This window comes from Prevotella sp. MGM1, assembly GCF_002933775.1.
In the GTDB taxonomy this organism is placed as follows: domain Bacteria; phylum Bacteroidota; class Bacteroidia; order Bacteroidales; family Bacteroidaceae; genus Prevotella.
In genome coordinates this window covers 1-25140 of the sequence record NZ_BEWV01000219.1, presented here as the reverse complement: position 1 = coordinate 25140, position 25140 = coordinate 1, and the positions used below count along the sequence as shown (strand labels likewise).

Genomic DNA, 25140 nt, shown 5'->3' with positions numbered 1-25140 from the left:
GCGCAAAGATATGCTGGGTTGCGATGCGTGTCAAGGCGGAAAATAGAATGGTTACGCCGATGTAGATATATTAGGGAATGAAGATTTTAATTATAACTAAAGAAACAAGGGTAAATCCATTCCCTCGTTTCTTTATTGAATATCTATTCTGTTTAATGTTTAGAAAATAGCATACTTTTTAAATATTTAAGTATCCTGGTAAAATTACATTCTTTGTCTATAGCTACCCCGGTTCTTCTTGATATTCATTTAGAGTAGGCTCTATAGGTACATCTAATACTGCTTGATTGGGAATGCGAGGTAAAGCTTGACGCTGAATATAAAGTGCATATCTTTCTGTTATATGCCGTATAAAGGGTTGCAAGATACGCCCAATCTTAAAGTCCTTAATATCATCGTATTTTTTTATAATTATCTCCTGAAACTTAAAGAGATAAAATTTATTATTAATAAGAGGTCCTAAAATCGCTTCATTATTATGCTCATTAAAAATTCCATATTTCCCATCGAATAATTCTTTTGCCTTAGAGTTAGTCAATGGAGTCATCCTAATTAAGTAGACTTTATTAGCGTCAGGACATTCAATGCATTTTTTTTCTTCACATTCACTGCATTTAGGATTCTTACGACCAACACAATCACATGTCGGACGTATATTCAAATAATACTTATTACCTGAAAATTTATAAATATCACCTGTTATAGATGATGCTTTATTAGGATTTAAATCCATGCGTTGGGCTTGAAGAACATTTAAGACTTCATCTTTTGTGGATTTTATTTCTCCTACTTTAAGCAACTGCTCTTGATCAATGGAGAGAGGTTGCATTAATCCAAAAATATTTTGTGTTAGAACATCTAAAAGTTCCTCGTTTGGATTAACAGAATCCGCATCTGCCGCCTTCCATATGACCAATGGCCAATACTTCGTCGTTGATAGACTCTTTAATGCTTTTATCTTTGCTAAACTAATGGCATTTTCCCATTCCTTGAGAACATATATAGATGGAGTATTGTCAATCCAATCCCTAATTATCTCCATTACTTTAACTTCGCCATCTTCTATAATCTCCGCTTTATTTTTTATAAAAATAGGAAATTTATCCAGATCTATTTGTTGTTTTTTTAATTCATTTTCTATTTCACTAGCAGCAGAATTGCTAAAAATAAAAATAGGTAAGTAGCTATTTTCTAAAATATCTTTTATGAACTGGAGAAGAGAATCTCTGGTGCTTTTTTCTAATTCAGATGCACGAGGCATAGGATTGCCAAATTCATCATTTATGCTAACTAGTTCCCAGTCTAACAAAACAAAGCTAAATTTGGCAATATTGCTCCCACTTACATTTGGTATTTTATTATATTTCGCTAATGGGAATCCTTTATTTTCGAGATTCTCAACAATACGAATAATTTTATCGCTACTTTCCAGATTAAAAATCTGATCGTCAATTACCATTCCGATGCCAGAAAAGAGTTCCTCAATATTCATTGCGTTCTTGTTTTATGAAATTAACAACAAAGTTTGCTCCGCTTAAAATTCTGTCTTCTTGCAATTCGGCTAACTCAATGGAATAGTCGTTGCGTTCCATTAGTTTCCGTGAAATATATAGACCTAAGCCACGTCCTTCTTGACCTTTCCCTGAATAAAAGGCATCAAAAATATAAGGCTTATCTTCATTGCGAATGCCAGAACCATTGTCTGAAAATATTAGTTTGCAACTATTTCCATCCAATGTAATAATAATTATTTTATTGTTTTTCTCTTCTAGCCAATAAATAGCATTGTCCAAAAGATTTATCAATAGTTGTAAGAGATCTGCATCTGTACATTTTGCTACTAAGGGAGATCCTATAATATTTATCTTATATTCAATCTTATGTTCTGTCAAAGTACGCCTATATATGGTTATAACTTTGTCCAAAATATCTTTTACTCTTATTTGACGACGTCTTTGCTTAGATGAAGTAAACAACATCTGCAAATCTTTCATTTGATTTTGAATGTATGAAAATATTCCATAAAGTTTTTGAAGTTCTGATATTAAAAGAGAGCGGTCAAAATTAGAATGTAAAGAGTCTTCGTATAGAGATCTTAATTCGTCAATCCCTTTGTTCAACATCATCATAATATCATGACTAGCTGTTTCTACCGAGATACCAACAGCGGCTAAAGATTCTGTACGTTCGACTCTGCAACTTAAATATTTATTCTCAGATTTATAAGCACTCTCTAATTGAGTTAATAGGGCCAACGCATGCTTGTCATCCTTAAGTTGATTACGAAGATTGGATATTTCTTTACTTACCGCATCTTTACGTATCTTATCAAGCTGTGACTTCTTTTCTTTATCTGCCAAATATGCAGCATAAGCTCCATTACGTATGTATGATAGTAAACTTTGTATTATACAAATAAAATCAGAGGTATAATACCCCTCTTCAATAAGCCCTTCTCTATTCGTTTTATCTTTCAAATGCGGATTCCCGAATTTGGTTATTTTGATTCTTCCAACAATTTGATCATTACTTAAAAAATCACCAGCACGTACAGTTCCACGGCGTATTTCTATTTGTAACCAGTCATCGTCAGGATCACCATAAGGAAGAACACGAATATTATCACGTAATAAGTATATTCTGTGTTCTTTAATTATGGATTTAGCCTCTTTGGGCAGGTAATATTTTGATGTCTCATCCTTGGAATTCAAATCAAAAACATAAAAATCAAACTCAAAATTACCAAAGTCAGAAACTCTGCGAAATATTTTAGTTGTTTTATCTTGAAAATGATTTCTAAAGACACTCAACCCCCTCAATGCATCTTCTTGGATACTCACAGATTTAATAATACCATTTTGTTTATATGTGAATAATCCTGATTCTGAAGAATAGTGTCCATTTGTTATTTGTAGAACGCTTTGTGTCTCTATTAAATTACGTAAAGTAATGTCGTTCGATTTTTCATCATTAACCAAAGTAGCTCCGTTGAGATATAATCCAATCGTAAAATTGTTCTGCTTTTCATCCGAACTTATTACTTCATTAAACAAATCTCCAAATCTCAGAAAACTATCTTTGATTGGCTTAAGTTTTGCCAAAGACCATGAACCAGATAGATTTGATATCTCAATACGAGTTCCATGACTATTCTCACATTTGTTGAATTTTAAATTATTAATAGCGACATCATGCTCCACAAACACATTAGGAGATTGATCTTCTAATTTAAAATTCAATTCGTCTAGATAGAGTCCTTCATTACCTTCTTTAGCTCCGTCTATAAAATCACTATCATATGAGCTTAAATCAAAACACAAAGTATATTCTTTACTACTTTCGGATTCCCCTTTTGAATTTAAAAGCCAATTTGCAGGTCTAGTTGTTAGATTTACAGTTTTGCCTAGTTTTAGCATAGCGTATCTACCGATACCTTTCTCCCCCTGAATAATACGATTATATTTAGGAGTTCTCCGTTCTGAACCATCTTTAGAAAATTTATTAGGCGTAGCCGGACTCATCCAAGATTTTTCAATCCTATCAGATGTCATGCCACATCCATTATCTTCAATAATAATTCGAGATTCTGAAGTAATATTTAAAGACTCTGTGAATCCCTCAAAAGAGACCTTAACCCAATCTGCATCTGCATCATAGGCATTTTTTATCAATTCGATAACTGCTATCTGCTCGTTCTTTATTAGTTGATCACCCAACATGGTCAACAACCGTGCAAATGGTCTGATTGTTAAATTCTTAGCCATACTAATTACATTTTCTTGCAAAAATTACAAACTCCTCTGAATAAACTTTCCTACAACTGCCTTTAACACTAGCAAATTTCCCGTTAGTATCTCGATATGGGGTAAGTATTTTATTAGAAATTTTACGTCTATCTACTTCTATATTGACGAATCCTTCTTCCAACAAACATTCTGTCAAATGCTTCGCATTATCAATTTTTACTCCTTTATACTCTGTATTACCTATAACAAACAGGCAGGCACCTCTAGAATTCAACATTTCAGCTACTTTATGTACAGTTGACTGCATGTCAATGTAATATTGTGCAATAGAACGCGCTTTTCTTTTGTCTATTGAATACATCTTGAATACTATGTCTTGACCTACATTGTTTAATCTTTTCAGGTTTTTATTGAACTCTTGTGAATGATATAAACTTCCTATTGTGCCTTCACGAAGTAATCTGAAATCATCAGTATATTCAAGCCAAAGCGTTGATAATTGATGTAAATCAGCATATTCATATGAAGTTACATATGGGGGACTGGTTACAATCAAGTCAGCAAATGGTTTATTAATATTGATATCCAATATATTAGTTCTTATAATATCCGCCTCTCCATATTCTTCACTTATATTTTCCATATTTGCTTTTCGCATCATATTTACTTGGTATATATATGAAGAAAGTACATCCTTAGGTTGCTTCTTAGGATCAATTTGTGGCTTAATTGATTTTGTAAGCCATCGTGAACAAGATTTTAATATATTAGAGAAAGCACACAGGAAGAAATTTCGATATAATCCGCCATTGGTAACCTGATATATTGCAGACCTAAGTTTTAATAGATCATCAATGTGCGCTTCATCAAACCAGTAGCGTATACGCTCATTAGAATAGACGCGATTGCTTTTATCTACACTACTCGTTTTGTACACAGCTATTATTTGGTCAAAAATATCTTTCAGTTGTTTATCCTGGTATACATTACTTTTAGTTTCTGCAATCAATGTTGCCACAGGATTTATATCACATCCCCAAAAATGCTTGCCGCTCCTTACAGTTTCAAATGCGACCGTACCACAACCACAGAAAATATCTGCTACAGTTTTGACTGATATATTGTATTCTTCGGCTTTATGGATTGCTTTTGTTGTAATAAATGCAGGAAATTTAGCTGGATATGCATGTATACTATGCATACGCCTTTCCCGTTCTGCCGGCATATTCCATTCTTCTTTGACACCAATTGTATCAAAGTCAAGGGAGCGATAATTCTCAAGTGTTACATTCATTCTTGCTTTTGCTATTATATACAATATATCTAATATAAAGACAAAGGTACAAAATAATTTCTAGTTAATCAAATTTATTGGATAGCCATTGCTATTGGATTCTCTCTCTATATATATTCCCCCTCATTCATTTGTTCTTTTCAGAGATATTCACTACCTTTGTATTTGGAAACCTTCACGCAACCTTGCGCAGAACGCAGCAAGTCATTGGTGGAGCAATCGGAGGAGATTACGGTCTAGCCGCTTTTAGAAAGTGATAATATTCAGCCACTTGGAAATAAATTACGATTCCTGGTGGTTACAAAAGAATATTTGGAACATGTCGTGACCAAACTGACATTTTTCGTTGGCCTTGCTTTTCGCAATGGTATGAAGAAGCGGATATTACATGCCTTGAAACAGGCTAATGGCAATTGGATTGTAGTTGCCGAACTGCTTGGAATAGGCCGAACTATATTATATAGCAAATTTTAAAAGTACGGACTTGGATATAGATTTTTACAACCATAGCCAATGATTTATTGATTTTCACTATTTGCAAAGGTTTGTTATTCAAAAAAATGATATTACCTTTGCAGATAAGAAAAGCGTTCTTTTGATTTAATGCAAGATGAGGCGGAATATAGAACTACGCTCGTTTCCAAATCGTTACCTAGCAAGAAATAAATCTTTGCAAACTATTCAATTTCAGCGATAAAGACAATTTAATATGTCTTAACCCGTGCCAGGTGATGTTTTTATTGATGCCGCACAGTTTCGCCACCGCCTTGATGCCGTTCTTGCAGTTCGCATAGCAGGGAACGGGCAACAGTTTCCCGTCCCCGGTCATGCCGCTGTACTTCCGGATGATGTGGCCCGGCACTTCCAGCAGGCGGATGTTGGATTCCACGCCTGTCTTCTGTCGTTTGGTCTTGATCCACAGATGACCGTCAAAGGAGGTTTGCAGGTTCTCTTCCGTAAGGTTATACATGTCCGTCCAGCTCAGCCCCGTGAAGGTGCAAAAGATGAACAGGTCGCGTATCAGTTCATATTTTTTCTTTTTGAACGTCCCGTTTATCAACAGGCTTATTTCCTCCTTTGTCAGAAAGCCGCGTTTCGTTTCCTCTTTGGTGATGTGGTAGGCGTAGAACGGGTCACGTGGAAGCCAGCCGTTGTTGATGGCTGTATAGATGATGCTGCGAAACGGCATCATGTACGACCAGACGGTGTTGGTGCAATGGTTCTTCTCCGTGCGGAGGAACAGTTCAAAATCCGTGATGAATGCCGGGGTAAGCTCGCGCAAGGCGATGTCGCTCATCTTGTAGCGTTGTCTGATGAACTCCGACAGATGGTTATAGACGGTGCGGTATTTCAGGTAGCTGCGCACGCTTTTCATTTTTCCTACCATCTTGGCGTAGTCCTCATTATGTTGCTTGAACACGGCAAGCAGGGTCTTGTGGTTCTGTCCCAGTCCCAGATAGGCGTTGCGTACTTTCTCTGCCGTGACATAGCTGTCCGCGTCGCATACTTCCTGATATGCACGGTTTATGCCCACACGTATCTTGTCAAGCATACGGTTACCTTCCTGCGCCACGAGGCTGCGACCGGACAGACGCCCGGTTTCCACGTTCCAGATGCTTTCCTCCACGTCCAGTTTGCTGCTGAACTGTGATACCTTTCCGTTCACCGTGATACGGCACATCACGGGAATCAATCCGTTCTTCTTCGGCGCATTGCGCTTGAGGTAGAACAATACTTTGAATGTGCTTCTGCTCATACTCTACTTTTTGTTTGCAAAATTAAACCATGTAGAGCTGGAAGACGGTAGGCAAATCACAGCATATCGGCGCATTCACACCCACATCTCATTTTTTTGAGCAGGTCCCGCTGACATTTCCAAAAGAATCCTTAAATTGGCATCCAATGGCGTATGGATCAGCGGATATGCCAGTGTCCTCAGCAAGCTGTTCTTTTGTGAAAAAGAGTAACGGGATAGTAACGTAACTCTTGCTTCAAACGGCTTTTTTGCGGCATTCAGTGGCTTTGGCAAAGTCCTCGTCGGAATCGCTAAAACGCTTTATCTCAACGTTCATTCACCATTTTTCTCCTATTCTCGTTTTTTTGTAGTATCTTTGCGGAATAACAAACACCAATACAACTTGACAAAAAATAGAAAATTCGTTGTGATTTGCTTTAAAATTCGTATCTTTGCAAGATAACAAACACCTTTACAGGGCACACCAACGCACCGAGAAAGTTGTGATTTGCTTTAAAATTCGTATCTTTGCAAGATAACAAACACCTTACAAGCCAATCACCGTCCGGTTGAAATGTTGTGATTTGCTTTAAAATTCGTATCTTTGCAAGATAACAAACACCAAAGACATACTTGTGAACTTTGCAAATTACGTTGTGATTTGCTTTAAAATTCGTATCTTTGCAAGATAACAAACACCTTCCTTGCCTGACAACCTCACCGTGGGCGGGTTGTGATTTGCTTTAAAATTCGTATCTTTGCAAGATAACAAACACCAAGTGATTTGGCGTCACTACCACCCATTTGTTGTGATTTGCTTTAAAATTCGTATCTTTGCAAGATAACAAACACCTACATGCTTGAGTTTGTCAAGCAACCCCTCGTTGTGATTTGCTTTAAAATTCGTATCTTTGCAAGATAACAAACACCCTTATTACTTTCATCTGCGTTATCGTGCCGTTGTGATTTGCTTTAAAATTCGTATCTTTGCAAGATAACAAACACCTTCGGCATTTTGAAAATCTCATCGCAACAGTTGTGATTTGCTTTAAAATTCGTATCTTTGCAAGATAACAAACACCACAATATGTATAATTATCTGTAATACAGTAATATATGGAGTTTGTTAGGATTGAGAAAAAGGGTGTGGTTACATAAACGGGATTTCACTTAATAGTGAAATCCCGTTTATATATTAATAATATGGGGATATAAGCCGTATTTATATCATTAAAAAAGTTCTAGTTGTTGTCCCGGTGCTGATGTCGTGATGGGCTTGTGTCCGTAAAAAACTTTAATATTGCCAAATTGTTTGTCTGTGATACACATTATCGCGACCTGACCATATTGAGGAAGAAATGCTTTGACACGTTTTATATGTACTTCTGCATTTTCCATGCTTGCGCAGTGGCGTACATATATTGACATTTGAAACATTGTAAAGCCGTCACGTTGCAGATTCTTGCGAAAAAGCGCATATTCTTTTTTGTCTTTCTTTGTCTCGGTAGGCAAATCAAAAAATACGAGTACCCACATAATGCGATATTCACTGAATCGGTTCATAATCAGTTTCTATTATCTCTCGGGATATGATATACGGCGTATCTCTCCGCAGAAACATTTATAGAGCGATGCCGTGGTTTGGCTGACCGCCACCATCAGAGGACTGCGCTTGTTGCCAATGATAACTTCCGTTGTGGGTATAGCCAGTAATCTGGCTTTGGTCTCTCTTGTCAGTTCAGGTATATGACCGTCTGCTTCTGCAATCAACGTGAATACAAGCTCGTCTATATACGGCCGGTATGGTTCCATGATGTCATCTGCCAGGCAATAGGCGTTGTATCTGTTATGGTGGTGGATACCGAAGGTCGGTAACATTCCGCTTGACACCAGCGCACGGGCCACTACGGCACGTAATATGGCGTAGCCGTAGTTCAGCAGGTTGTTTGGTGGTAAGCCGTCACGGCTGCGTGTAAAATCGCCGGTTACCGGGAACTGGGCGAATATTGTCTTCCAATAATACGCTGCCGCCCGTCCTTCGAGATTATCCGTATCTCCGCTTTTCACGTCTTCTTCCCACCTTCGCATGTTCTTTACTTCTTTTCCCGTACATGCAGCAAGTACGGTCGCCTGATTTCTTATTTTTGCTTTTATCGTCTGCTGCCACAATTGCTTTTTCAATGGTAGTGATGCGTCAGTCTGGTACTGAAACCGCTCACTCTGCACAGTGTTTCCGCAGAGTGGTAACATCAAGCCGACCGGCATACTGCGGTTGTCGCAGGTGATTACGGCACAGTTGTTTTCCAATAACGCTTCAAGCAACCCTTGGGTGATTGTAATCTGGCGGTTGTCAAGTACCATTACTCCTATATCTTCTATCGGCTTTGTCACTTCGTTTTGCCTTTTCATTCGTTCCGGTATGGTATCGTTGCGTTCTATTTCCGGTAGCTTGATAACCATTTGTCCTTGTCGGAGAGACAGATAAGCCGGATTACCGAAATACAGTGTTTTCTTTATCATGGTATACTGTTTTTTAGTATTCTCCCACCGATACGATTTGTCCGATATGATTAATGCGGACTTTGACAATATTCTTTAATTTATCAAGAGAGTTTATTCGCTTCCAAGTTATTTCTTGAAGTTCTTTTTTATCGTCAACCGTTGTTTCCAGATGATGTCTAAACATATAGACTCTGCCTGCTGTTTTAGAAATTTTCTGCACCCTAAACAGGTTTTTGCTAATCTCATTATAATTCTTAGGATCCAGCAAATCAATTTCTTTTGGATTAAATCCTGTCTTCTCATTAGGGAATACAAAATATTCATTTTGTTTCATTGTAAATAAGAATTGCCGGCCGTCGTTTTTATTCTTGTCGATTATCGGTAACCCTTGATTTGCAAGTATGGTTGCCTTGTAAAAAGAAACAATTTCATCCTGCAAGTTCCCGTCTGCATCCCGATAAATTGCCACATGATGATTATTGCCTGTACAGACAAAGTCAGCAGGCTGTTTATTGCCGTTCTTATCCAATATAGGCATGCCGTTATGGTCATGTTTGTCGTGTAGTGCCACGACGTTGCTTACACCGGTTATTGTCACACGTTTTATGGAAATTCCTTTTTCTTCATTGAGCCAGATTGGATTTTCTTCAAGATTGGTAAATGCTTTTTTGGGGTCGTTGCCGTATTGTTTCAGACGTGTTTCCAATATCTTGCGTATATGGGCATCTACCACTTTATCGATTTTCAAGTCTGGCGACACTTCTTTTCGTATGGTATATACATTTTCGAATTTCACTGTCTTGACCTTTTCTGGCACGGTTAATGTGTGCGTCTCGTCTATGAACAATGGATGCTTTTGCAGACTGTTGCTTCCTGTGAAAGCTTTTTTGGCGTTGCTCCCATATTGTTTCAACCTTTCGCTTAGTGCCATACGGTATCGCTTGTCGGCCACTGTGGAGATTTTCTGTTCGTCAAACGCCCCGTTTACTTTCTCCTCTTTTACTGTGTATTGCTTGATACAGCCATATATGGTCTCGTTATGCAGCTGTCCGCGTGGAGTAAGTTGTATTCTACTCTTTTTTCCGCCTTTGACTTTATAGGTATTTACATTTCTTGTCACCACTTTATTCTTTGTCTTTATCGACACAAGTATTTCACTGAGATGACGCATGGCTTCGGTCCTGAAAACATCAAGAGGCATTGGCGGTAAGAATTTTAGTTTGCCATTGTCACGGTAAAGTTCTTTCTTTTCTATTGCATAGATGCTGCCGGCCTTGTCACTTCTGGCATTCATGTTGTTTAAGAACTGGATATGGCTGTACTTGGTGAAGGCAATGGTAAGAGCGTCCATTGCGTGATGACGGTGGTCGTTGCGTTTCGTCCAGTCTTTGATGTGGCGTATCCTGCGTCCGTCTTTGTCGTAAATAGTTTCAGTCAGACCGAGGCTGTCGTACTTGTCCCAGTTAAGTTCCTTCATCACATCCACAAGTTGCCAGTCTTCGCGTAACCGTGATGTAATACTGCCTGTTGTCGGGACAACTACTTTTACCATGTTCTCCAATATCTCGCGTGCCTTTCGGGCTATATATTGCGAGTCGCGTAAATCGCGGTCAACGAATCCTGACGGTATGTCGGCCTCACGCATCATGAGTTTGTCTCGCTTGGTCTTGCTGATTATTTTTTTGTTGAACAAATCTTCCACTCTCGCTTCGTAGTCTTTGACTTGCTTGGCATCGTATTTGTTGCATACGAAGTCGTAGGCCGTAGCGTTACTTTTCTCTATATTTATGCTGCGCACCTCGATTGTTTTGTTTGAGAAAGAGTCGTCAAAAAGTTTCGCTTGCGGAATGATATGCTCTATATCAAACTCCTTGCTGAAAAGTTTTTCCTGGGGAATATACGTGTTTGAGTATAAAGTTTTGAACCCATTGTCTTTCAGTTCCATATACAACTTATATCTGATAATGTCATTCCGGCTGACGTTTGCTATTCCAAATTCCTTTTGCAGTGTCTCACGGTAACGCGCGTGTTCGGCTGTGACATTACTGATGGCTTTGGTGGTCTCCTCACGTTCCTTGGCACTGGATTTCAGCTCGCGTGCCATTTCTATATGTATTTCGTCCGGTTTGCCGTATTTATCTGCCACAGAGTTTACGACATTAATCATTTGGTTTAGGATTTTCTCTACCACCGGATTGCGCAAACTGTTACGTGGAAGAAGCGTCAGCTTGTCGCAAAGCACTTTGTTGTCAATCTCTTCTTTGGTCAGTGAGTTTTTTGAATGGCGGTAACCTGCATATTTGCAAGCATCGCTGTATTTTAGTCCGTCACGCATGTGCGGCAAAATCTTGCGTATTGCCTTGGCGCTAAGGCTCCCATAGTCAGGCATGAAGCTGATTCCTGCGATTATTGCGGCATATTCACGGTCGAATCCGTATGACCCGGAGATTTTGTCGACGAGCCTGTCAGTTCCCGATTTGGAGTCGTCGCCGGTGAAAGAATAGAGGATATGCCACAGTCTGTATGATGGCTGGCGTTCCAATTCCTTCCCGTTTAGTGAGGAGTCAAAGTGTAGGATGTCCGTATTGAAGCCCAGTCTGTTGAAAACCGATTCTACAATGCCATATACCTCATCGGCTCTCATTTTGGAAAAGTCATGGCTTCCGTGTCCGCTCATGTCAATGATGGTCTGATAGGCGTTGAACAGTGCGGCCTGCGTGCGGTTACCTTCCACTTCACTATAGTTAAGGTCCAGCTCCTTATGGTTTTTGAATAATAGTTTCAAGACTTCCGCTTTCGACATTTTCTCCTTGATGCTCAGTTCATGAAAGAGCCTTTCCTTTTCTTCCTGTTCAAGGAATCGCCGGCCCTTCTCGGTATGTATGGAATAACCGAACAGGTCTGTTGCCGATTTTGTCATAACCTTTCCTGATACTTGCAGATTGTTTAGTATCTGCCATATCTTGAACTCCTGAAACAGCGGCGATGACTTTGGGCATACATGCAGGCCTATTGTCATTGATTTCTTCTTTCCGTCGGATTCTGTTTCGACCTGTTTGTTCTCAAACTCACAGAAACTGACTTTATCCTTTTGCGACTTTAACGGACGTTGGTAGAAGATAATCACATCGCGTATCTCATTCTTCAAGTCTGTCGTCAGTTCACTGTGGCTTTGTGCCTGTATCTCCCATAATGTTTCAAACTCATCCAGATAGTCTTGCCGGTAGAAGACCTTGTTTTTAAGGCTGTAATTCGGATTTTTATCGAGTCTCTCCATCAAGTACTGGCCCACGGTCTGCTTTTTGAAGTACAGTTCTTTGCTCCTGTCACTTATCTCACCGAGATAACCGCTTGAACCGCTTATCTGCCCGTTTATTTTTTGCAGGACCACAGCCAGTGTTTCAAGATCGACCTGTTCGTTGAGGCTTTTACTTCTCCATTCATAGTTCTCGCGTTTCTGGGCATCTCCTTTTGTAGTGCGTTTCTGTCCTACTATGCCAAACGGTTTGGAGCATATAGCCCATGTCTGCTTTTCGTTTTTGTTTTTCAGTTCCTGCCGCAATGGGTCGGTGAGGATTTCCGGGTAGAAAACCTTTTGACGTTCCCATATTCGGTTGAACTCATCAATCAGATCTGAACGGTAGAAGTCCGGAGTATAGCGTTTGCCGCTATCTATGTGTCTTAGCATGAATTGTCCGGGAGTGAGGCCCTCTTCATAGAGAAGCTTTGCCATATCCATGCTGTCTATTATCTTTCCGTTTTCATCGGCGCTTATCTTTCTACTGCTTTTATATCCGCGTTTTTTGTTTATCATTAGCAGTACCCTGGCAAACTGTTCCAGTGATATCGGTTCTGTGGCGGCACAGGCTCTCAGCCTGTAAGTCTCAAAGGTGGATCTGTTGCCTTGTTCGGCCAGTATGGTGTTTTCTGTGATGAGTCCATTCTCTTTCAATATCGTTATCAGGTGCTCGCGGCGTTGTTTGTATCGTTGCAGGTTGCGTCGCATACAGCGTTTCAGTGTCCTGTCGGCGTTTGTGGTGATAGGTTTGCCCTTTTCAAAATTGTTTTGTTCGTCGACAGTCAGCGGATTTACCCTTACTCCGAGTTTGATAATGGAAGACTGTTCACCATCATGCTCTTTTTCGTTCACCAGTGCCCATCCTATGCTGTTTGTTCCCAGGTCGAGTCCTAAAATCTTTTTCATAATCGGTAGTTTATTATTATAAGGTAATTATGTTCTTAATTATGTTGTTTTCGCAAATATACGGTAAAATAATAAGAAAATATTATGTGTGTCGTATTTTTTTTGTATATTTGCAATGAATTTTAAGCAAATCACAATAAGGATTATTCCGTTGTGAAAACATTAGGTTCGCCCATCGACCTTGACGGTGGGCTTTTTGTTTTTCTAATACCGGCTTGTATGTATTCGGCTTAACGGAATACATATTGTGACATGTTATCAAAAAAAACGGTGACCGTGCTATGATTGTTCCGTAGGTGCTAAGCAGTGCTAAGGCGTGAAATATTATGACAAAACGCCTCTTATATTTCGATTATTTTAAAATTAAGATCTTGTGGCCGCAAATACGCGGGTTATGGGCGTTTTCGCTAACTTGTTGACAGACAGTATAATATACGGATTTGTGAAAAGTCGGGATTTTTTTTGTCTGCAACGGGCGGCTTATTGGGCTGCGTTTAGCGTCCCGTTGCATTGCAACGGGTATTCCGTTGGAAGGTGATATGCGGCTAAACGGCTTCCAACGAGTGCCTTATTGCGGAATGAAATGTTAAAAATGATTTGCAGACAGGTGCGCGACGTTATATTAAGTCTATTTAAATGGTTTCTCCCGAGCTGGTTCGCTAAAAAATACAAGCGTTTTTTCGTGATATTATTATTACAGAAGTCTGTTTTTTATTGTGCTTTCGCATATAGCTTTCCGTCGCAGAGTGGTGTCTGTTTCTGTCAGTGTGTATGTAGTGATTGCCGCGCATTCTTTTTGTGTTGTCATTTTAGGCAGGTTGGACATTTTATCCTGTTTCTTTTTTTTGTGGCGGGTATTATATATTATTGATATCCCTATCAACAATTATGGATATTCATATTGTTATATTCCATATAAATCCGTATCTTTGCAGAAACGAGGCACTTATATGTCGAAAATCTGTTCCGGGTGGTGTGGTGGAATACTGATATTACAGTTCGTGGCAAGAATGTTCCGGCATGGGGGATGAGTGTCGTCACGTTCAGATCCTGACGTGTCTCATGGCGGTTATTTGAGCGTTGAAGTATACGCTCGGGATATATTCAGTCGTAAACGCAAAACCAATTATAATCATGAAAAAAGGTTTGATATACTTATTGTGCGGCGCATTGCTCGCCGGTGGTTGCAAGACCACGGGCGACGGTGCGTACGTGGGCGCTCAGTTCGGCGCCATTCTCGGTTCGGCCATCGGCGGAATCGGAGGTGGCTGGCGGGGCAGTGATATCGGGACGGTTGTGGGCATGGCCGGCGGTGCGGTGGCCGGAGCGGCCATAGGCTCTGCCAATGAGAAGGCCGACCGTGCGAAATATGAGGCGCACCGCAGGGGGCGTGCCGAGCGCACGCGGCATACCGGCGGTAATGAGACCGGCGGCTGTGGAGATGACACACGGCGGTATGACACACAGCTGGAGCGGTATGATGGCGGAGCACAAGAAACTTTTGGCCGGGATGAAAGCGGGTTTGACCCGACAAACAGTGGCGATGATCGTATCGTGTTCGAGCCTGATGGAGGAATACAGGGCGGCTATTCGGCCGATGACGTGTCCGCGACGGATGCCAATGCCGGCGGCGAGGTGTCGCTCAGGCAACTGGAGCGTATGGCAAGTGGTGCGGGACGTAATGCCGCGCATGGCAGTATGGGGTTCCGTCCGGCCATAGAGGTGCGCAAGGTGGAATTTGCTGATGCCGACGGCGACGGGGTGTTGCGTGCCGGAGAGAGAGGTAAGGTGGTTTTTGAGATAATGAACAACTCGCCCGAGACAATAACGAACATACGGCCGGTAGTGACGGACACTACCGCAAACAAACACATATCCATATCACCGGGCATACTTGTGGAAAGCATTGCCCCGGGAATGGGGGTGCGATATACGGCTACGGTGCTCGGAGGGCGCAAACTGAAAGACGGAGACATCGTGATAATGGCAGGTGTGGAGCATGAAGGCCGCGTGTTGACGGCGGAGAGCGAGACGCTTAGGATTGCCACGCAGCGCAAATGATATTGGGAGAACCGGGAATGAAAGACGTTAAAGAATTGAGAGAGTACTATTCCGGCCGGGTGAAGGAGTTGTCGGGCGGCATATCCGGATTAAAGCGTGCCGGGCGCATGCTGGTGGCTTCCGAGTTGGTTGCCTTTGCCGCAGCCATAGGTTTTGTGGCGGCATATACGGTTCATGGCTCGTATTTTTGGCTTGTCGGAACGGCAGCCATGCTGATTGGCTATGTGGCATTCCGGCGTGTCGACGTGAGCAATGCCGAAAGGGTGGAGAGGCTCACGGCCCTGCGGAGCGTATATGAAGGCGAGCTTGACTATCTCGACGGTCGTTTCGACCGTTTCGACGCAGGCGAAAGGTATGTTGATCCTTGCCATGAGTTTACTTTCGATATGGATATTTTCGGCCGCTCGTCGCTCTATCAGCGGATAAACCGCACCGTGACACAGGGTGGGGCGGATATTCTTGCCCGCTGTCTCGAAATGAAAGCGTTCGGTCCGGAAAGCGGCAAGGCGCTTATCGACCGCCGTGCCGATGCGGTGGAGCGTCTGGCGGAGATGGAGGGTTTGCGTGCCGGGTTCATGGCTATGCGCCGATATGGCCCGATAGATACTCGGGCAGTAAAAACCGCGCTCGGCACTGCCGGCAGTCTGCCCTTGCCGTCGTTTGCCTCTTCGACTGTTGCCCGTGCGGTAGCGGTAGCGCTTATCGTAGTGTTCGCGTTGCTGATAGCGCTTGCCGTGTTTACGGACATGCCTTCGGGAGTGCCGGTGATGTGGGGCACGCTCATGTTTTTCGGTGTGCTGATGCTGTGCTCGGGCCCTTTGCGGCAGATGAGCAAGGCAGTGAACAGTCTGTGCAGACAGATGAAGGCATACACGGAGCTGGTGAGGCTGGCTGCCACGACGGAGCTGTGTACAGTCGACGATCCGTGTCTCGGAATGTCATCCGGGGGTGAGGCAGCAGCCTATGCCCTGACATCTTTCGATGAACTGAGGCGTATTCTCGACGGGCTCGACCGCCGTGGAAACGTGCTCGGCCTGATCGTTTTCGACACCTTCTTGCTTAGCGACTTTTTCCTCGTGCGCCGCTTCTGCCGGTGGCAGGGGATGCATGCCGCTGACATGGAGCGGTGGATAGACAGTGTGAGCGTGCTCGACGCCCTTGTGTCTATGGCTACGTTCAGATATAATGAGCCGTCGGCCGGCCGTGCGGAAATTGCGGATACCGACGGTGTTGTCTATGACGCACGTGGAATTTATCATCCGTTTCTCGGCGCTTCGGCCGTGCCGAACGATTTACGCATAGAGGACAATCATTATTATATAGTCACGGGAGCCAACATGGCGGGCAAGAGCACGTTCCTGCGGTCGCTCGGGGTCAATTATCTGTTGGCGGTAAACGGCATGCCTGTGTTTGCGGCCGGCCTTAGGGTATCGCTTTTCTCGCTTTTTTCGAGTATGCGCACGAGTGATAACCTGTCGCGGGGAATAAGCTATTTCAATGCCGAGCTGTTGAGGCTCGGGCAGCTCATGGAGGCATGCCGCCGCTCCCCGCGCACGCTGATAATACTCGACGAGATACTGAAAGGTACAAACTCGCTCGATAAGTTGAACGGCTCGCGGATGTTTCTTGATGCCATATCCGAACTGCCCGTCACGGGAATAATTGCCACGCACGATCTCGAACTGTCAAAAATGGCCGACAGTCCGTCCGGACGTTTTCACAACCTGTGCTTTGAGATAGAACTGTCCGACAACGTGACCTATACGTATAAGATAACGCCCGGCGTGGCCCGTAATCAGAATGCCACGTGGCTGTTGCGGAATATGATACGTAACAGTTGGCCGGAGAGAGTGTATGACCGGGTGGGGACGGCCGTTTAGTTCACGGCACCCCTCTCTTCAACGCTCGGAAATTGCAATGCCTGTTTCGCAAAACGTATCTTTATGCCGGTGCCATGGGCCGATATGCCTATAAAATGGGCTTTAAAGGGTTTTAAAATAGACTTCAATACTTTGTGTTGCCGATTAAAAATGCTAACTTTGTGAGCGTTTAGATGTAAATTCTTACTTAATAAAAACATACAGAATTATGGCAAGTTACAAATCACTTGGTCTCGTGAACACCAAAGAAATGTTCAAAAGAGCCATCGACGGCGGTTATGCCGTTCCTGCGTTCAACTTCAACAACATGGAGCAGTTGCAGGCAATAATAAAGGCTTCATCAGAGTTGAAGTCTCCGGTTATACTTCAAGTGTCAAAAGGCGCGCGCAACTACGCCAACCAGACACTCTTGCAGTACATGGCACAGGGTGCTGTAGAGTATGCCAAGGAACTGGGCTGCAAGGCTCCAGAGGTTGTGCTTCATCTTGATCACGGCGACAGTTTCGAACTGTGCAAGAACTGTGTTGACATGGGCTTCTCTTCCGTGATGATTGATGGCTCGGCACTTTCTTACGATGATAACGTCGCTTTGACGAAGAAGGTTGTGGAGTATGCTCATGCACACGATGTGACGGTAGAAGGTGAGCTTGGCGTTTTGGCCGGTGTTGAGGACGAGGTGGTTGCCGCTGAGTCTCATTATACAAAGCCCGAGGAGGTTATCGACTTTGTCACAAAGACTGGAGTAGACTCTCTGGCCATCTCAATCGGTACTTCCCACGGTGCTTACAAGTTCACTCCCGAGCAGTGCACACGCGACCCGAAGACCGGTAAGCTCGTGCCGCCGCCACTCGCTTTCGATATTCTCGATGAGATAATGAAGAAGCTCCCCGGATTCCCAATCGTGCTCCACGGTTCTTCGTCAGTGCCTCAGGAGTATGTTGATATGATAAATCAGTATGGCGGCAAGTTGCCCGATGCGGTTGGTATACCGGAGGAGCAGTTGCGCAAGGCATCGGCAAGTGCGGTATGCAAGATTAATATCGACTCTGATTCACGTCTCGCTTTCACGGCTGCCGTTCGCAAGACTCTGGCAGAGAAACCGGGTGAGTTCGACCCCCGCAAGTATTGCGGTCCGGCACGCGACCTTATGGAGGAGATGTACAAGCACAAGATTACAGATGTGCTCGGCTCGGACAACAAGTTGGCTGTGCTCGACTAATCTTATAGATAAGATAAAACACTGCGGGATGCGGTTCATATTGAACGGTGTCCCGCATTTTTTTGTGCGTTTGTGCAGTATTGTATTTGGTGTTTTGGGAGGCTTGCGGTGCGTAATGTGAGTAAATGGAACTCTGTACATATATTACCGGCCGCTTGTCATGAAGATATGTCTGAACACATCGGGAATGAAAAGCATTCTTTCGTGGGCGGTGTGGGCATATCATGTATTCTGTGGTGCCGGAGGATGGTAAATAAAAAAGTTCCGCTATCATCGGATAGCGGAACTTTTGGTGTTATTCTGCCTTACGGCTGTCTTGTCACTTTATCATTACCTTGCGTACCTCACCGTTGCTCAGTTTGACGATGTTAAGGCCTTTGGCGGGAGTCTCGATGCGTATTCCGTCAAGAGTGTAATACTCTACAGGGCGGTTCTCGGCCGAAGCGGTCGGAGTGGATATTCCTGTGGTGGAGTAGTCTGCTTTCACACAGTTGGCATTTGTCACCCAGATGTTTCCGTTTGCAAGGTTCTCATCCGTTATGGCGTTGCCGATGAATGCCACTGCGTTGAGGTTTTTCTTGTTCCAACCGTCAGGTAATGTTACGTTATAGTTGTTCTCGTATTTGTTCCCCTCTACATTCAGCTTGGTGCCGTAAGCGTCTGTCACGACTTTGCGGAGCACGCTGTTGTGTGTATACTTGCTTTTCCAGATACCGTTGTTGAGCTGGCGTGCCACTATGCTGTCTTCCGTGACATATACCGTGATGGCAGCCTCGTTGCCCATCAGTGCGGCAAACTCTTTTGTCGTCTCTCCCGATACTTTGATGTCGAGGTTGCCTGTCGTCTCGTTGACCTTTGCCGTGATGTCTACGGTGGCGAATACCGGATATTGCTGGCCGATTTGGTCGAGTGTTCTGCTTATTTCATTTGCGTAAGTAGGTATGTATGCGTCTTGAACGCCTATTCCTATGGCTATGTCTCCGTCTCCCAACGGGAATCTGTCGAATGCCGCTGAGGGGAAACCACCGGTCATAAGGCCCATTATATCCGTACCTTCGGGTATCGTGAACATGTCGACACCGCCGTTCATGTTGCCGTGAAGCGATACCCATGCGAGGTCGTCACGTTGTTTGTTGAGATACTCCAACAGATTGATTCCGGCCGGGCAGTATGTGCAATACTGTGACGTGAAGTGTTCGAGCAGATGCTTCTGGCGTTGCAGGCTCTCTGTGTACACGCCGAGTTTGGTATCGCTGTTGCTGGCGTCAGCGGGAGTCTCGTTATTCATCTGTTTCACATATACCGATAGTGTGTGGTAGCCTACGGGCAGGTTCTGGGCTTCAAGCATACCGCTATAATTCTTTGCGGTAGTGGTGAGGTCTTTTGTCGGCGCTTCTATGACGGCAACTTCATTTCCGTCGATTGCGATACCGAACGAGTAAACCGATATGGGAGCTGTTCCGTCATTGTAATAAGAGAAACCGTATTGTATCTTGTCGCCGGGTTTAACGAATTCCATGGAGTATACATCGTTTACCACTATGTCGGCGGCGGGATATTCTTTTTCAACTATTGCCTGTACAGAGAGGCTGCCTCCCGCACCGCCGATGGTATTCCAGTCTAAACCTTCGCCAAAATCCGTGTATGCCGCTGTAGCTGTCTCCTTACTTGCGAAAGACAATGGGAATGCGGCGGCATTGCCTTGTCTTGCCTGCACATACTCAAAGCCAAGCAGCAGGGCGTCTACTCCGTTGAGGTCGAGGGTGTATGGATTCTCGATAGTCACCGTGTTCCAGCCAACGACAGTGTTGCCTGTAAATTCCTGCTCAAAAAGGTCTTCGAATTTTCCGTTTTTAACAGCTTTAATGAAAACCTTGTTTACTTTGGTAGCATAGCAGAGTCCGAAGCGTATGGCGGTAACTTTGCCACCATTGAATTTTTTGATGTTGCTGGCATCTAAAATTGCGGCTATCGGAAGATTGCCGGGTTTGTTCGTCAGTCCCATGCCATATTGTCCCAACTCGTCGGTGGTGTATGGACCCATTATTTTCTGGTTTTCCGCCAGTTGGATTTTTGCCGGAGCCGTGGCCGCTTTCTGTTTGTTCGTGCCCGGAACGGCAGGCATGGCGTTGCCGTTTTTCTGCAATGTGCCTATTGGGGCTTTCTTAGTGTTGAGCTTGACACCGCTTTGGGCGTTTGTGATGCTTACGGACAGCATCAAGGCTATCAACGGAAGTAAAAATCTTTTCATGCGCTTGATTTTATTATTATGAATATTATTGTTTCCTTTGTCCGACTTTCGGGGCATTCCCGGTTGGTTTTAATACAGCCGTTCGCTATTATCGGTTATTGGTGATGATGCTGCCATTGTTATTTGACAATCTTTCTGACAGCTACCCGTTTGCCGTCTTTCATGGTCTCACAGATGTACAGACCTTTGCCCAGTGACATCAAAGCGCTTGCAGGGCGATTCGTCATCACCGTCTTTCCCGATGCGTCATACACGTTGATGGTGGTGTCGCCGTTGTCGGTAAGTACTCCGTCGATGCCTGTCGGGTCGGCATATACGCAGTTGACGGTAATCTTCGGGCCGTAAGCCTTCACGGTATTGGTGTTTCCTGCCATGGTGCGTAGCTGTATGGTGAATGTCGCCGTGCCGTATTTGCCTTCGTCGGGCATCCATTCGGATAGCAGGTTTTTAACTTCTCCGGCTCCCATCGAACCTGTATCCGTTATGTAATTTGCCGGAACATTGGGAGGGCATGTATTCGGAAAGCAGAATTGAAATGTGCCGTTCGGAAGTTTTTCTGTCACAACCTGAGCCGAGACGAATGCTTCCTCGGATGTCGTGTTCTTGGTTGACAGGTCTATGTGGGCCATTACCATTCCCCAGTCTTCATCGTAGTGGGCATTAAAGGTGCATGTACTTCCGTCGGCAACGGTGTTGCCATCTTTGTCTATAAACTGAAATGTGCCGTCTGCTTGTGCGGATACGTTTGCCGATACCATGGCCAGCAGGGCGGAAACCAATAGGCTTTTGATTCTTTCCATATACTCTTCTTTATTCTGATTGTTCGTTGTCTGTGTCTCTTTCAATGACTGTTTTCGGCATTTGATATCAATGCCGCTTTGGTGACACCCTGTACTCCGTTGTCGTTATATACGAATGCCACTACATGCATGTTTGCGACATTCCATGTCTGTCTCGTGTTCGGCATGTATGTCTTGGGATTCAGGTCGGCCGTGTATGTGACAGTCTTTTCCGAACCTTTCGCAATCGAGATGTCTTCTCCCCACGTACCGTTTACCGCCGCACGGAGCACATGATTGTGAATGTACTCTCTGTTGGAGCTTCCGTCGGGCATGGCCTGTATCGCTTTTATGCTGTCTTCCACGAGCCATACCTGCAATTTGCCGCTTGCCGCGTTCATGCCGTAAGCCTTTATCTTGATTGCGGCCTTGTTGCCGTCTGCGTCGTAATCGTTCTCTATGCTTAGTGCCACGGCCGCTTTCCGCTGTATGGCCGTGTGCACGTTACCCATCCACTGCTCGGGTACGCTCGTTCCGCCGAGCCTGTCGATTTGTCCGGCCGGCAGTTTGGGCTGTCCGGCCGCACTGTAATACAGGTCTCCGACGTGCGATTTAAGACTGACGGGAGTGTTTGGAGACAGCGGTCCGCCATGTATCGCCACGGCAATGACGCTGTTCGGATAGCTCTCTTGCAGTTTGTTGGTTTCCACTGCCGCATTCGGACAGTTTGGACATTGCTGTCCCGTGAAGTCTTCAAGCAGTACGCAGCGTTGCACTTCGGCCTCTTCCACGTATATATAGCGGTCGTTCTCGCTAACCGTGTCGCATGAGGCGAGTGTCAGCAATCCTGCCGCGGTTGTATATAATAATGTCTTTATTTTCATGAATGCCTGTTGTTATTATCAGAAGTTATAGTTGTATGAAAGCGTGACACCCTTGCTTGCGGGAATCCAGCGGCACACTCCGCCCGAGCAGTTGAATCCGGAGCGGTTTCTTACGTAGCCGAGTTGCAGGCGATGGGCGCCCCGGGTCCATGTGACGTATGCGTTGTAATAGTGCAGGTCGGTCTTGCCAACATTATATTCGTCTGACACAGTGAACATCCAGTGCGGCAGGACTGACAGCTCGAGGAGTCCGAAAGCCCAGTCGCCCTCGTCTTCTCCCGTGGTGAGATATTGTGCCTCGCCTCTGAGCGTGAGCTTGTTGTTAATCCTGTATTTGCCTTCCGCCACGAAGATATTGCTGTGAATCATGTCTCCGTGACCTTCTATCGCTGCCTGATTATAGTACTGGTTCATGTACATGAGGTTCAGTTTGAAATCTCTGCTCACCTTTTTCTCAATCTGCACGTTGATGTCCTGATAGTATTTGCTGTCTCCCCATTTCCAGAATCTCGACGCATAGCCGTCGCTTCCCTCTACCATGCCGTTGAGCGTGCGTGGCGACTGCTCGATAGAGTGTACGTGCGAGAAGTTCAGTTTCACTTTCGTGCCATACTTTCCGCCCAGTGCCGTATTTTTTTTGAATGTATAGCCTAATTCAGCCTGATATGCCCATTCTCCGTCAGGATTGGTTGCATACGGGTAGTGCGCGGCCAATGCGTATGTGTGTTCCATGGTGAATGCCGGAAGGTGGTTCAGGAACGATGAGTTCTCCGCCGCCGAAGGCAGCGTGCGCCTGCTGCGGAACGACATGTTGTCGCTGCGCTTGGCCTGCACCAACAGGCTCATACCACGTTTGGAGTAGCTTGCCGACAGCATCGCGACATAGCCTTTTCTATATATGTAATCGTTGTCGATAGACGGGTCTTGGGTCTTCTGCGCATACTCGGCCAGCACGTTCCATCCGCCTTTTTGCAGGCGCAGGCGCAGGTCGTAGGCGTTCACGTTGGTCGGGAAGTTGAGTTTGTGCGTCGGGTCGACCATCAGTTCTTCCTGTTTCTCGTGCTTGTTCACGAACGACGCGCCGAATGTCAGGTAAGTGCCGTTGCGCTGCATCGTCTCAGACCATTGGTCGATGTTAAGTTCCACGTCGCCTCCGGTGATCCATGAATCGTTCAAGTCCCAGTATCTGCGCTGCTTACCTGTGAGCGCTTTCACCGTCACGCCCTTGAAAGGCTTGTATGTTATGCGTCCGCCGAGCAGCGAGTTGTCTATTCCGAGGCTGCGTTCCTCGTATGTGCGGAGAATAAATCCCGAGCCGAACTGCTCGTAATAGTTTCCGAGTGTCAGCTCCACGTTCTTGTAGTGTCCTTTTACGTAGATGTATGGCACGCCCCAACCTTTGTAGTCCGGTTCGAAACCCGGCAGCGGGTGCTCCAGATATTCGAGTCGTGCGCCGGCATCCACATATTTGCTCGTCAGGTTAAGTTCCGCAAATGTGTTTGTCAGTCCCCATTCGCTGTAATCCTCCGTTCCTATCTTGCTGTCGCTCTGCGGTATCAGCACGTCGCTCTGTATGCTTCCGTTCAGTCGCACGGCAGGTTCTTTCTCGTCCTCGGTCTGGGCTGTCGCTGTGCCTGCCGCCATTAAGGCGAGCAGTGCAGGCAGTATGTTTGTTTTATGGTTGAACACGAAAATGTACTTTAAATGTTTATTTTATCAGTCCGCGTACTTTCTCTATCAGTTCCGCCTCGGCTCCTTCGGTATATCCGTTGTGCTTGTATACGATATTCCCCTTGCCGTCCACTATGAGCACGTAGGGAATCATCTGTATGCCGAGGGCGCGCTTGAAGTCGCTGTTAGGGTCGAGCAGCACCTCGTATTCCCATCCGTTGCTGTCAACAAGTGGTTTTACTTTGTTGATATTCTGTGCCTGGTCTATGCTCACTGCGATTACTTTCACTCCTGTCTCTTCCTGCCATTCGTCATAAACCTCGCTGATAGCTGTAAGCTCACGGTTGCAAGGCTTGCACCAAGTGGCGAAAAACGAGATGATAAACGGCTTGCCGCCATTAGACAGCGTGTCTGTATTGACGGTCTTTCCGGTAATGTCTTTCAGCGTCACTGCCGGCAGTTGGGCTTTGATTTCCGCTGCAAGGCATGCGAGAACCAACAGGAATATGATTTTTATTTTTGTCATGATGATAATATAATAATGTATTAATACTTCTCATGTGTGAGTTTGCGATACTCGTGTCGTATGCTATCCGATGACTGCAACCATGCAAAATTAATCATTTTTTCCAATTGGCACAAATGAAATATAAAAATATGTATGTTTTAAATTGTAATTTGATGCAAAACAATCCCTATTCGGTTGATTTTGGTTTTAAAATGTATTTAAATGCAAATGTTTGTTGACGATTTGCACCTCGGTTTTGTATTTGTTTGAAAATATTCTTCAATTTATTGCCAAAAAGTTTGGTGGAACGAAAAAAAAGATATACCTTTGCACCCGCAAACAAAGAAAGACTGGTGCGTTAGTTCAGTTGGTTAGAATACATGCCTGTCACGCATGGGGTCACGGG

Annotated in this window: 15 protein-coding genes, 1 pseudogene and 1 CRISPR repeat array; of the genes and pseudogenes, 4 read left to right on the top strand and 12 right to left on the bottom strand. The window is 44.3% G+C overall.

Annotation, left to right across the window (positions count from 1 at the left end; all coding sequences use genetic code 11):
- Nucleotides 1-223 precede the first annotated feature (223 nt).
- From MoGM_RS12015 to MoGM_RS12005, 3 genes are read right to left on the bottom strand one after another with little or no spacing between them, the layout of a single operon-like run.
- Entirely contained in the window at nt 224-1492 is a 1269-nt protein-coding gene (locus tag MoGM_RS12015; RefSeq protein WP_104370290.1) for a hypothetical protein, read from the bottom strand.
- Nucleotides 1482-3764 carry an ATP-binding protein gene (locus MoGM_RS12010; protein WP_104370289.1) on the bottom strand — a complete coding sequence of 761 codons (2283 nt, stop codon included), beginning with the start codon at nt 3762-3764 and terminating at the stop codon, nt 1482-1484. Before MoGM_RS12010 ends, MoGM_RS12015 begins: the two co-directional genes overlap by 11 nt.
- A gap of 1 nt (nt 3765) precedes the next feature.
- A complete protein-coding gene (locus MoGM_RS12005; protein WP_104370288.1) occupies nt 3766-5040 on the bottom strand; it encodes a DNA adenine methylase in 1275 nt (424 codons plus the stop codon).
- A gap of 294 nt (nt 5041-5334) precedes the next feature.
- On the opposite strand from MoGM_RS12005, the pseudogene MoGM_RS13190 reads away from it, so the two are divergent.
- Nucleotides 5335-5514 (top strand): annotated as a pseudogene (locus tag MoGM_RS13190) (helix-turn-helix domain-containing protein); the annotation flags it as partial.
- Between the two features lie 178 nt (nt 5515-5692).
- Here MoGM_RS13190 and MoGM_RS11995 read toward each other — a convergent pair.
- The 4 genes from MoGM_RS11995 to cas9 all read right to left on the bottom strand — a co-directional run bounded on the left by MoGM_RS11995 (nt 5693) and on the right by cas9 (nt 13481).
- Nucleotides 5693-6796, bottom strand: coding sequence for a site-specific integrase (locus MoGM_RS11995; RefSeq protein WP_104370287.1), 1104 nt, complete (start codon nt 6794-6796; stop codon nt 5693-5695).
- A 403-nt stretch (nt 6797-7199) separates the two neighbouring features.
- Nucleotides 7200-7857: a CRISPR direct-repeat array (repeat unit 47 nt; unit sequence GTTGTGATTTGCTTTAAAATTCGTATCTTTGCAAGATAACAAACACC).
- Between the two features lie 148 nt (nt 7858-8005).
- Nucleotides 8006-8338: a CRISPR-associated endonuclease Cas2 gene (gene cas2, locus MoGM_RS11990; protein WP_104370286.1), complete on the bottom strand. Its 333-nt coding sequence runs from the start codon at nt 8336-8338 to the stop codon at nt 8006-8008.
- A 12-nt stretch (nt 8339-8350) separates the two neighbouring features.
- Entirely contained in the window at nt 8351-9295 is a 945-nt protein-coding gene (cas1, locus tag MoGM_RS11985) for a type II CRISPR-associated endonuclease Cas1 (RefSeq protein ID WP_104370285.1), read from the bottom strand.
- A gap of 13 nt (nt 9296-9308) precedes the next feature.
- On the bottom strand, nt 9309-13481 hold the full coding sequence (gene cas9 / locus MoGM_RS11980; RefSeq protein WP_104370284.1) for a type II CRISPR RNA-guided endonuclease Cas9: 4173 nt from the start codon (nt 13479-13481) through the stop codon (nt 9309-9311).
- 1134 nt (nt 13482-14615) lie between these two features.
- On the opposite strand from cas9, the gene MoGM_RS11970 reads away from it, so the two are divergent.
- The 3 genes from MoGM_RS11970 (at nt 14616) to MoGM_RS11955 (ending at nt 18641) form a co-directional block, all read left to right on the top strand.
- Nucleotides 14616-15542 (top strand): hypothetical protein, encoded by a 927-nt coding sequence (locus tag MoGM_RS11970; RefSeq protein WP_104370282.1) that lies wholly within the window; start codon nt 14616-14618, stop codon nt 15540-15542.
- Nucleotides 15543-15559: 17 nt separating this feature from the next.
- Nucleotides 15560-17422 (top strand): DNA mismatch repair protein MutS, encoded by a 1863-nt coding sequence (locus MoGM_RS11965; protein WP_104370292.1) that lies wholly within the window; start codon nt 15560-15562, stop codon nt 17420-17422.
- A 208-nt stretch (nt 17423-17630) separates the two neighbouring features.
- A complete protein-coding gene (locus tag MoGM_RS11955; protein ID WP_104370280.1) occupies nt 17631-18641 on the top strand; it encodes a class II fructose-bisphosphate aldolase in 1011 nt (336 codons plus the stop codon).
- A gap of 319 nt (nt 18642-18960) precedes the next feature.
- On the opposite strand, the gene MoGM_RS11950 is transcribed toward MoGM_RS11955, so the two are convergent.
- The 5 genes from MoGM_RS11950 to MoGM_RS11930 all read right to left on the bottom strand — a co-directional run bounded on the left by MoGM_RS11950 (nt 18961) and on the right by MoGM_RS11930 (nt 24752).
- On the bottom strand, nt 18961-20892 hold the full coding sequence (locus MoGM_RS11950; protein ID WP_158249611.1) for an Omp28-related outer membrane protein: 1932 nt from the start codon (nt 20890-20892) through the stop codon (nt 18961-18963).
- A 119-nt stretch (nt 20893-21011) separates the two neighbouring features.
- The gene (locus MoGM_RS11945) at nt 21012-21692 is read right to left on the bottom strand and encodes a T9SS type A sorting domain-containing protein (RefSeq protein WP_146078737.1); all 681 of its coding nucleotides are present in this window, start codon (nt 21690-21692) and stop codon (nt 21012-21014) included.
- Nucleotides 21693-21733: 41 nt separating this feature from the next.
- Nucleotides 21734-22555 carry an Omp28 family outer membrane lipoprotein gene (locus MoGM_RS11940; RefSeq protein ID WP_104370277.1) on the bottom strand — a complete coding sequence of 274 codons (822 nt, stop codon included), beginning with the start codon at nt 22553-22555 and terminating at the stop codon, nt 21734-21736.
- Between the two features lie 18 nt (nt 22556-22573).
- Nucleotides 22574-24199, bottom strand: a complete 1626-nt coding sequence (locus MoGM_RS11935; RefSeq protein WP_104370291.1) for a DUF6029 family protein — start codon at nt 24197-24199, stop codon at nt 22574-22576.
- A 64-nt stretch (nt 24200-24263) separates the two neighbouring features.
- A complete protein-coding gene (locus tag MoGM_RS11930) occupies nt 24264-24752 on the bottom strand; it encodes a TlpA disulfide reductase family protein (protein ID WP_104370276.1) in 489 nt (162 codons plus the stop codon).
- Nucleotides 24753-25140: the final 388 nt, after the last annotated feature.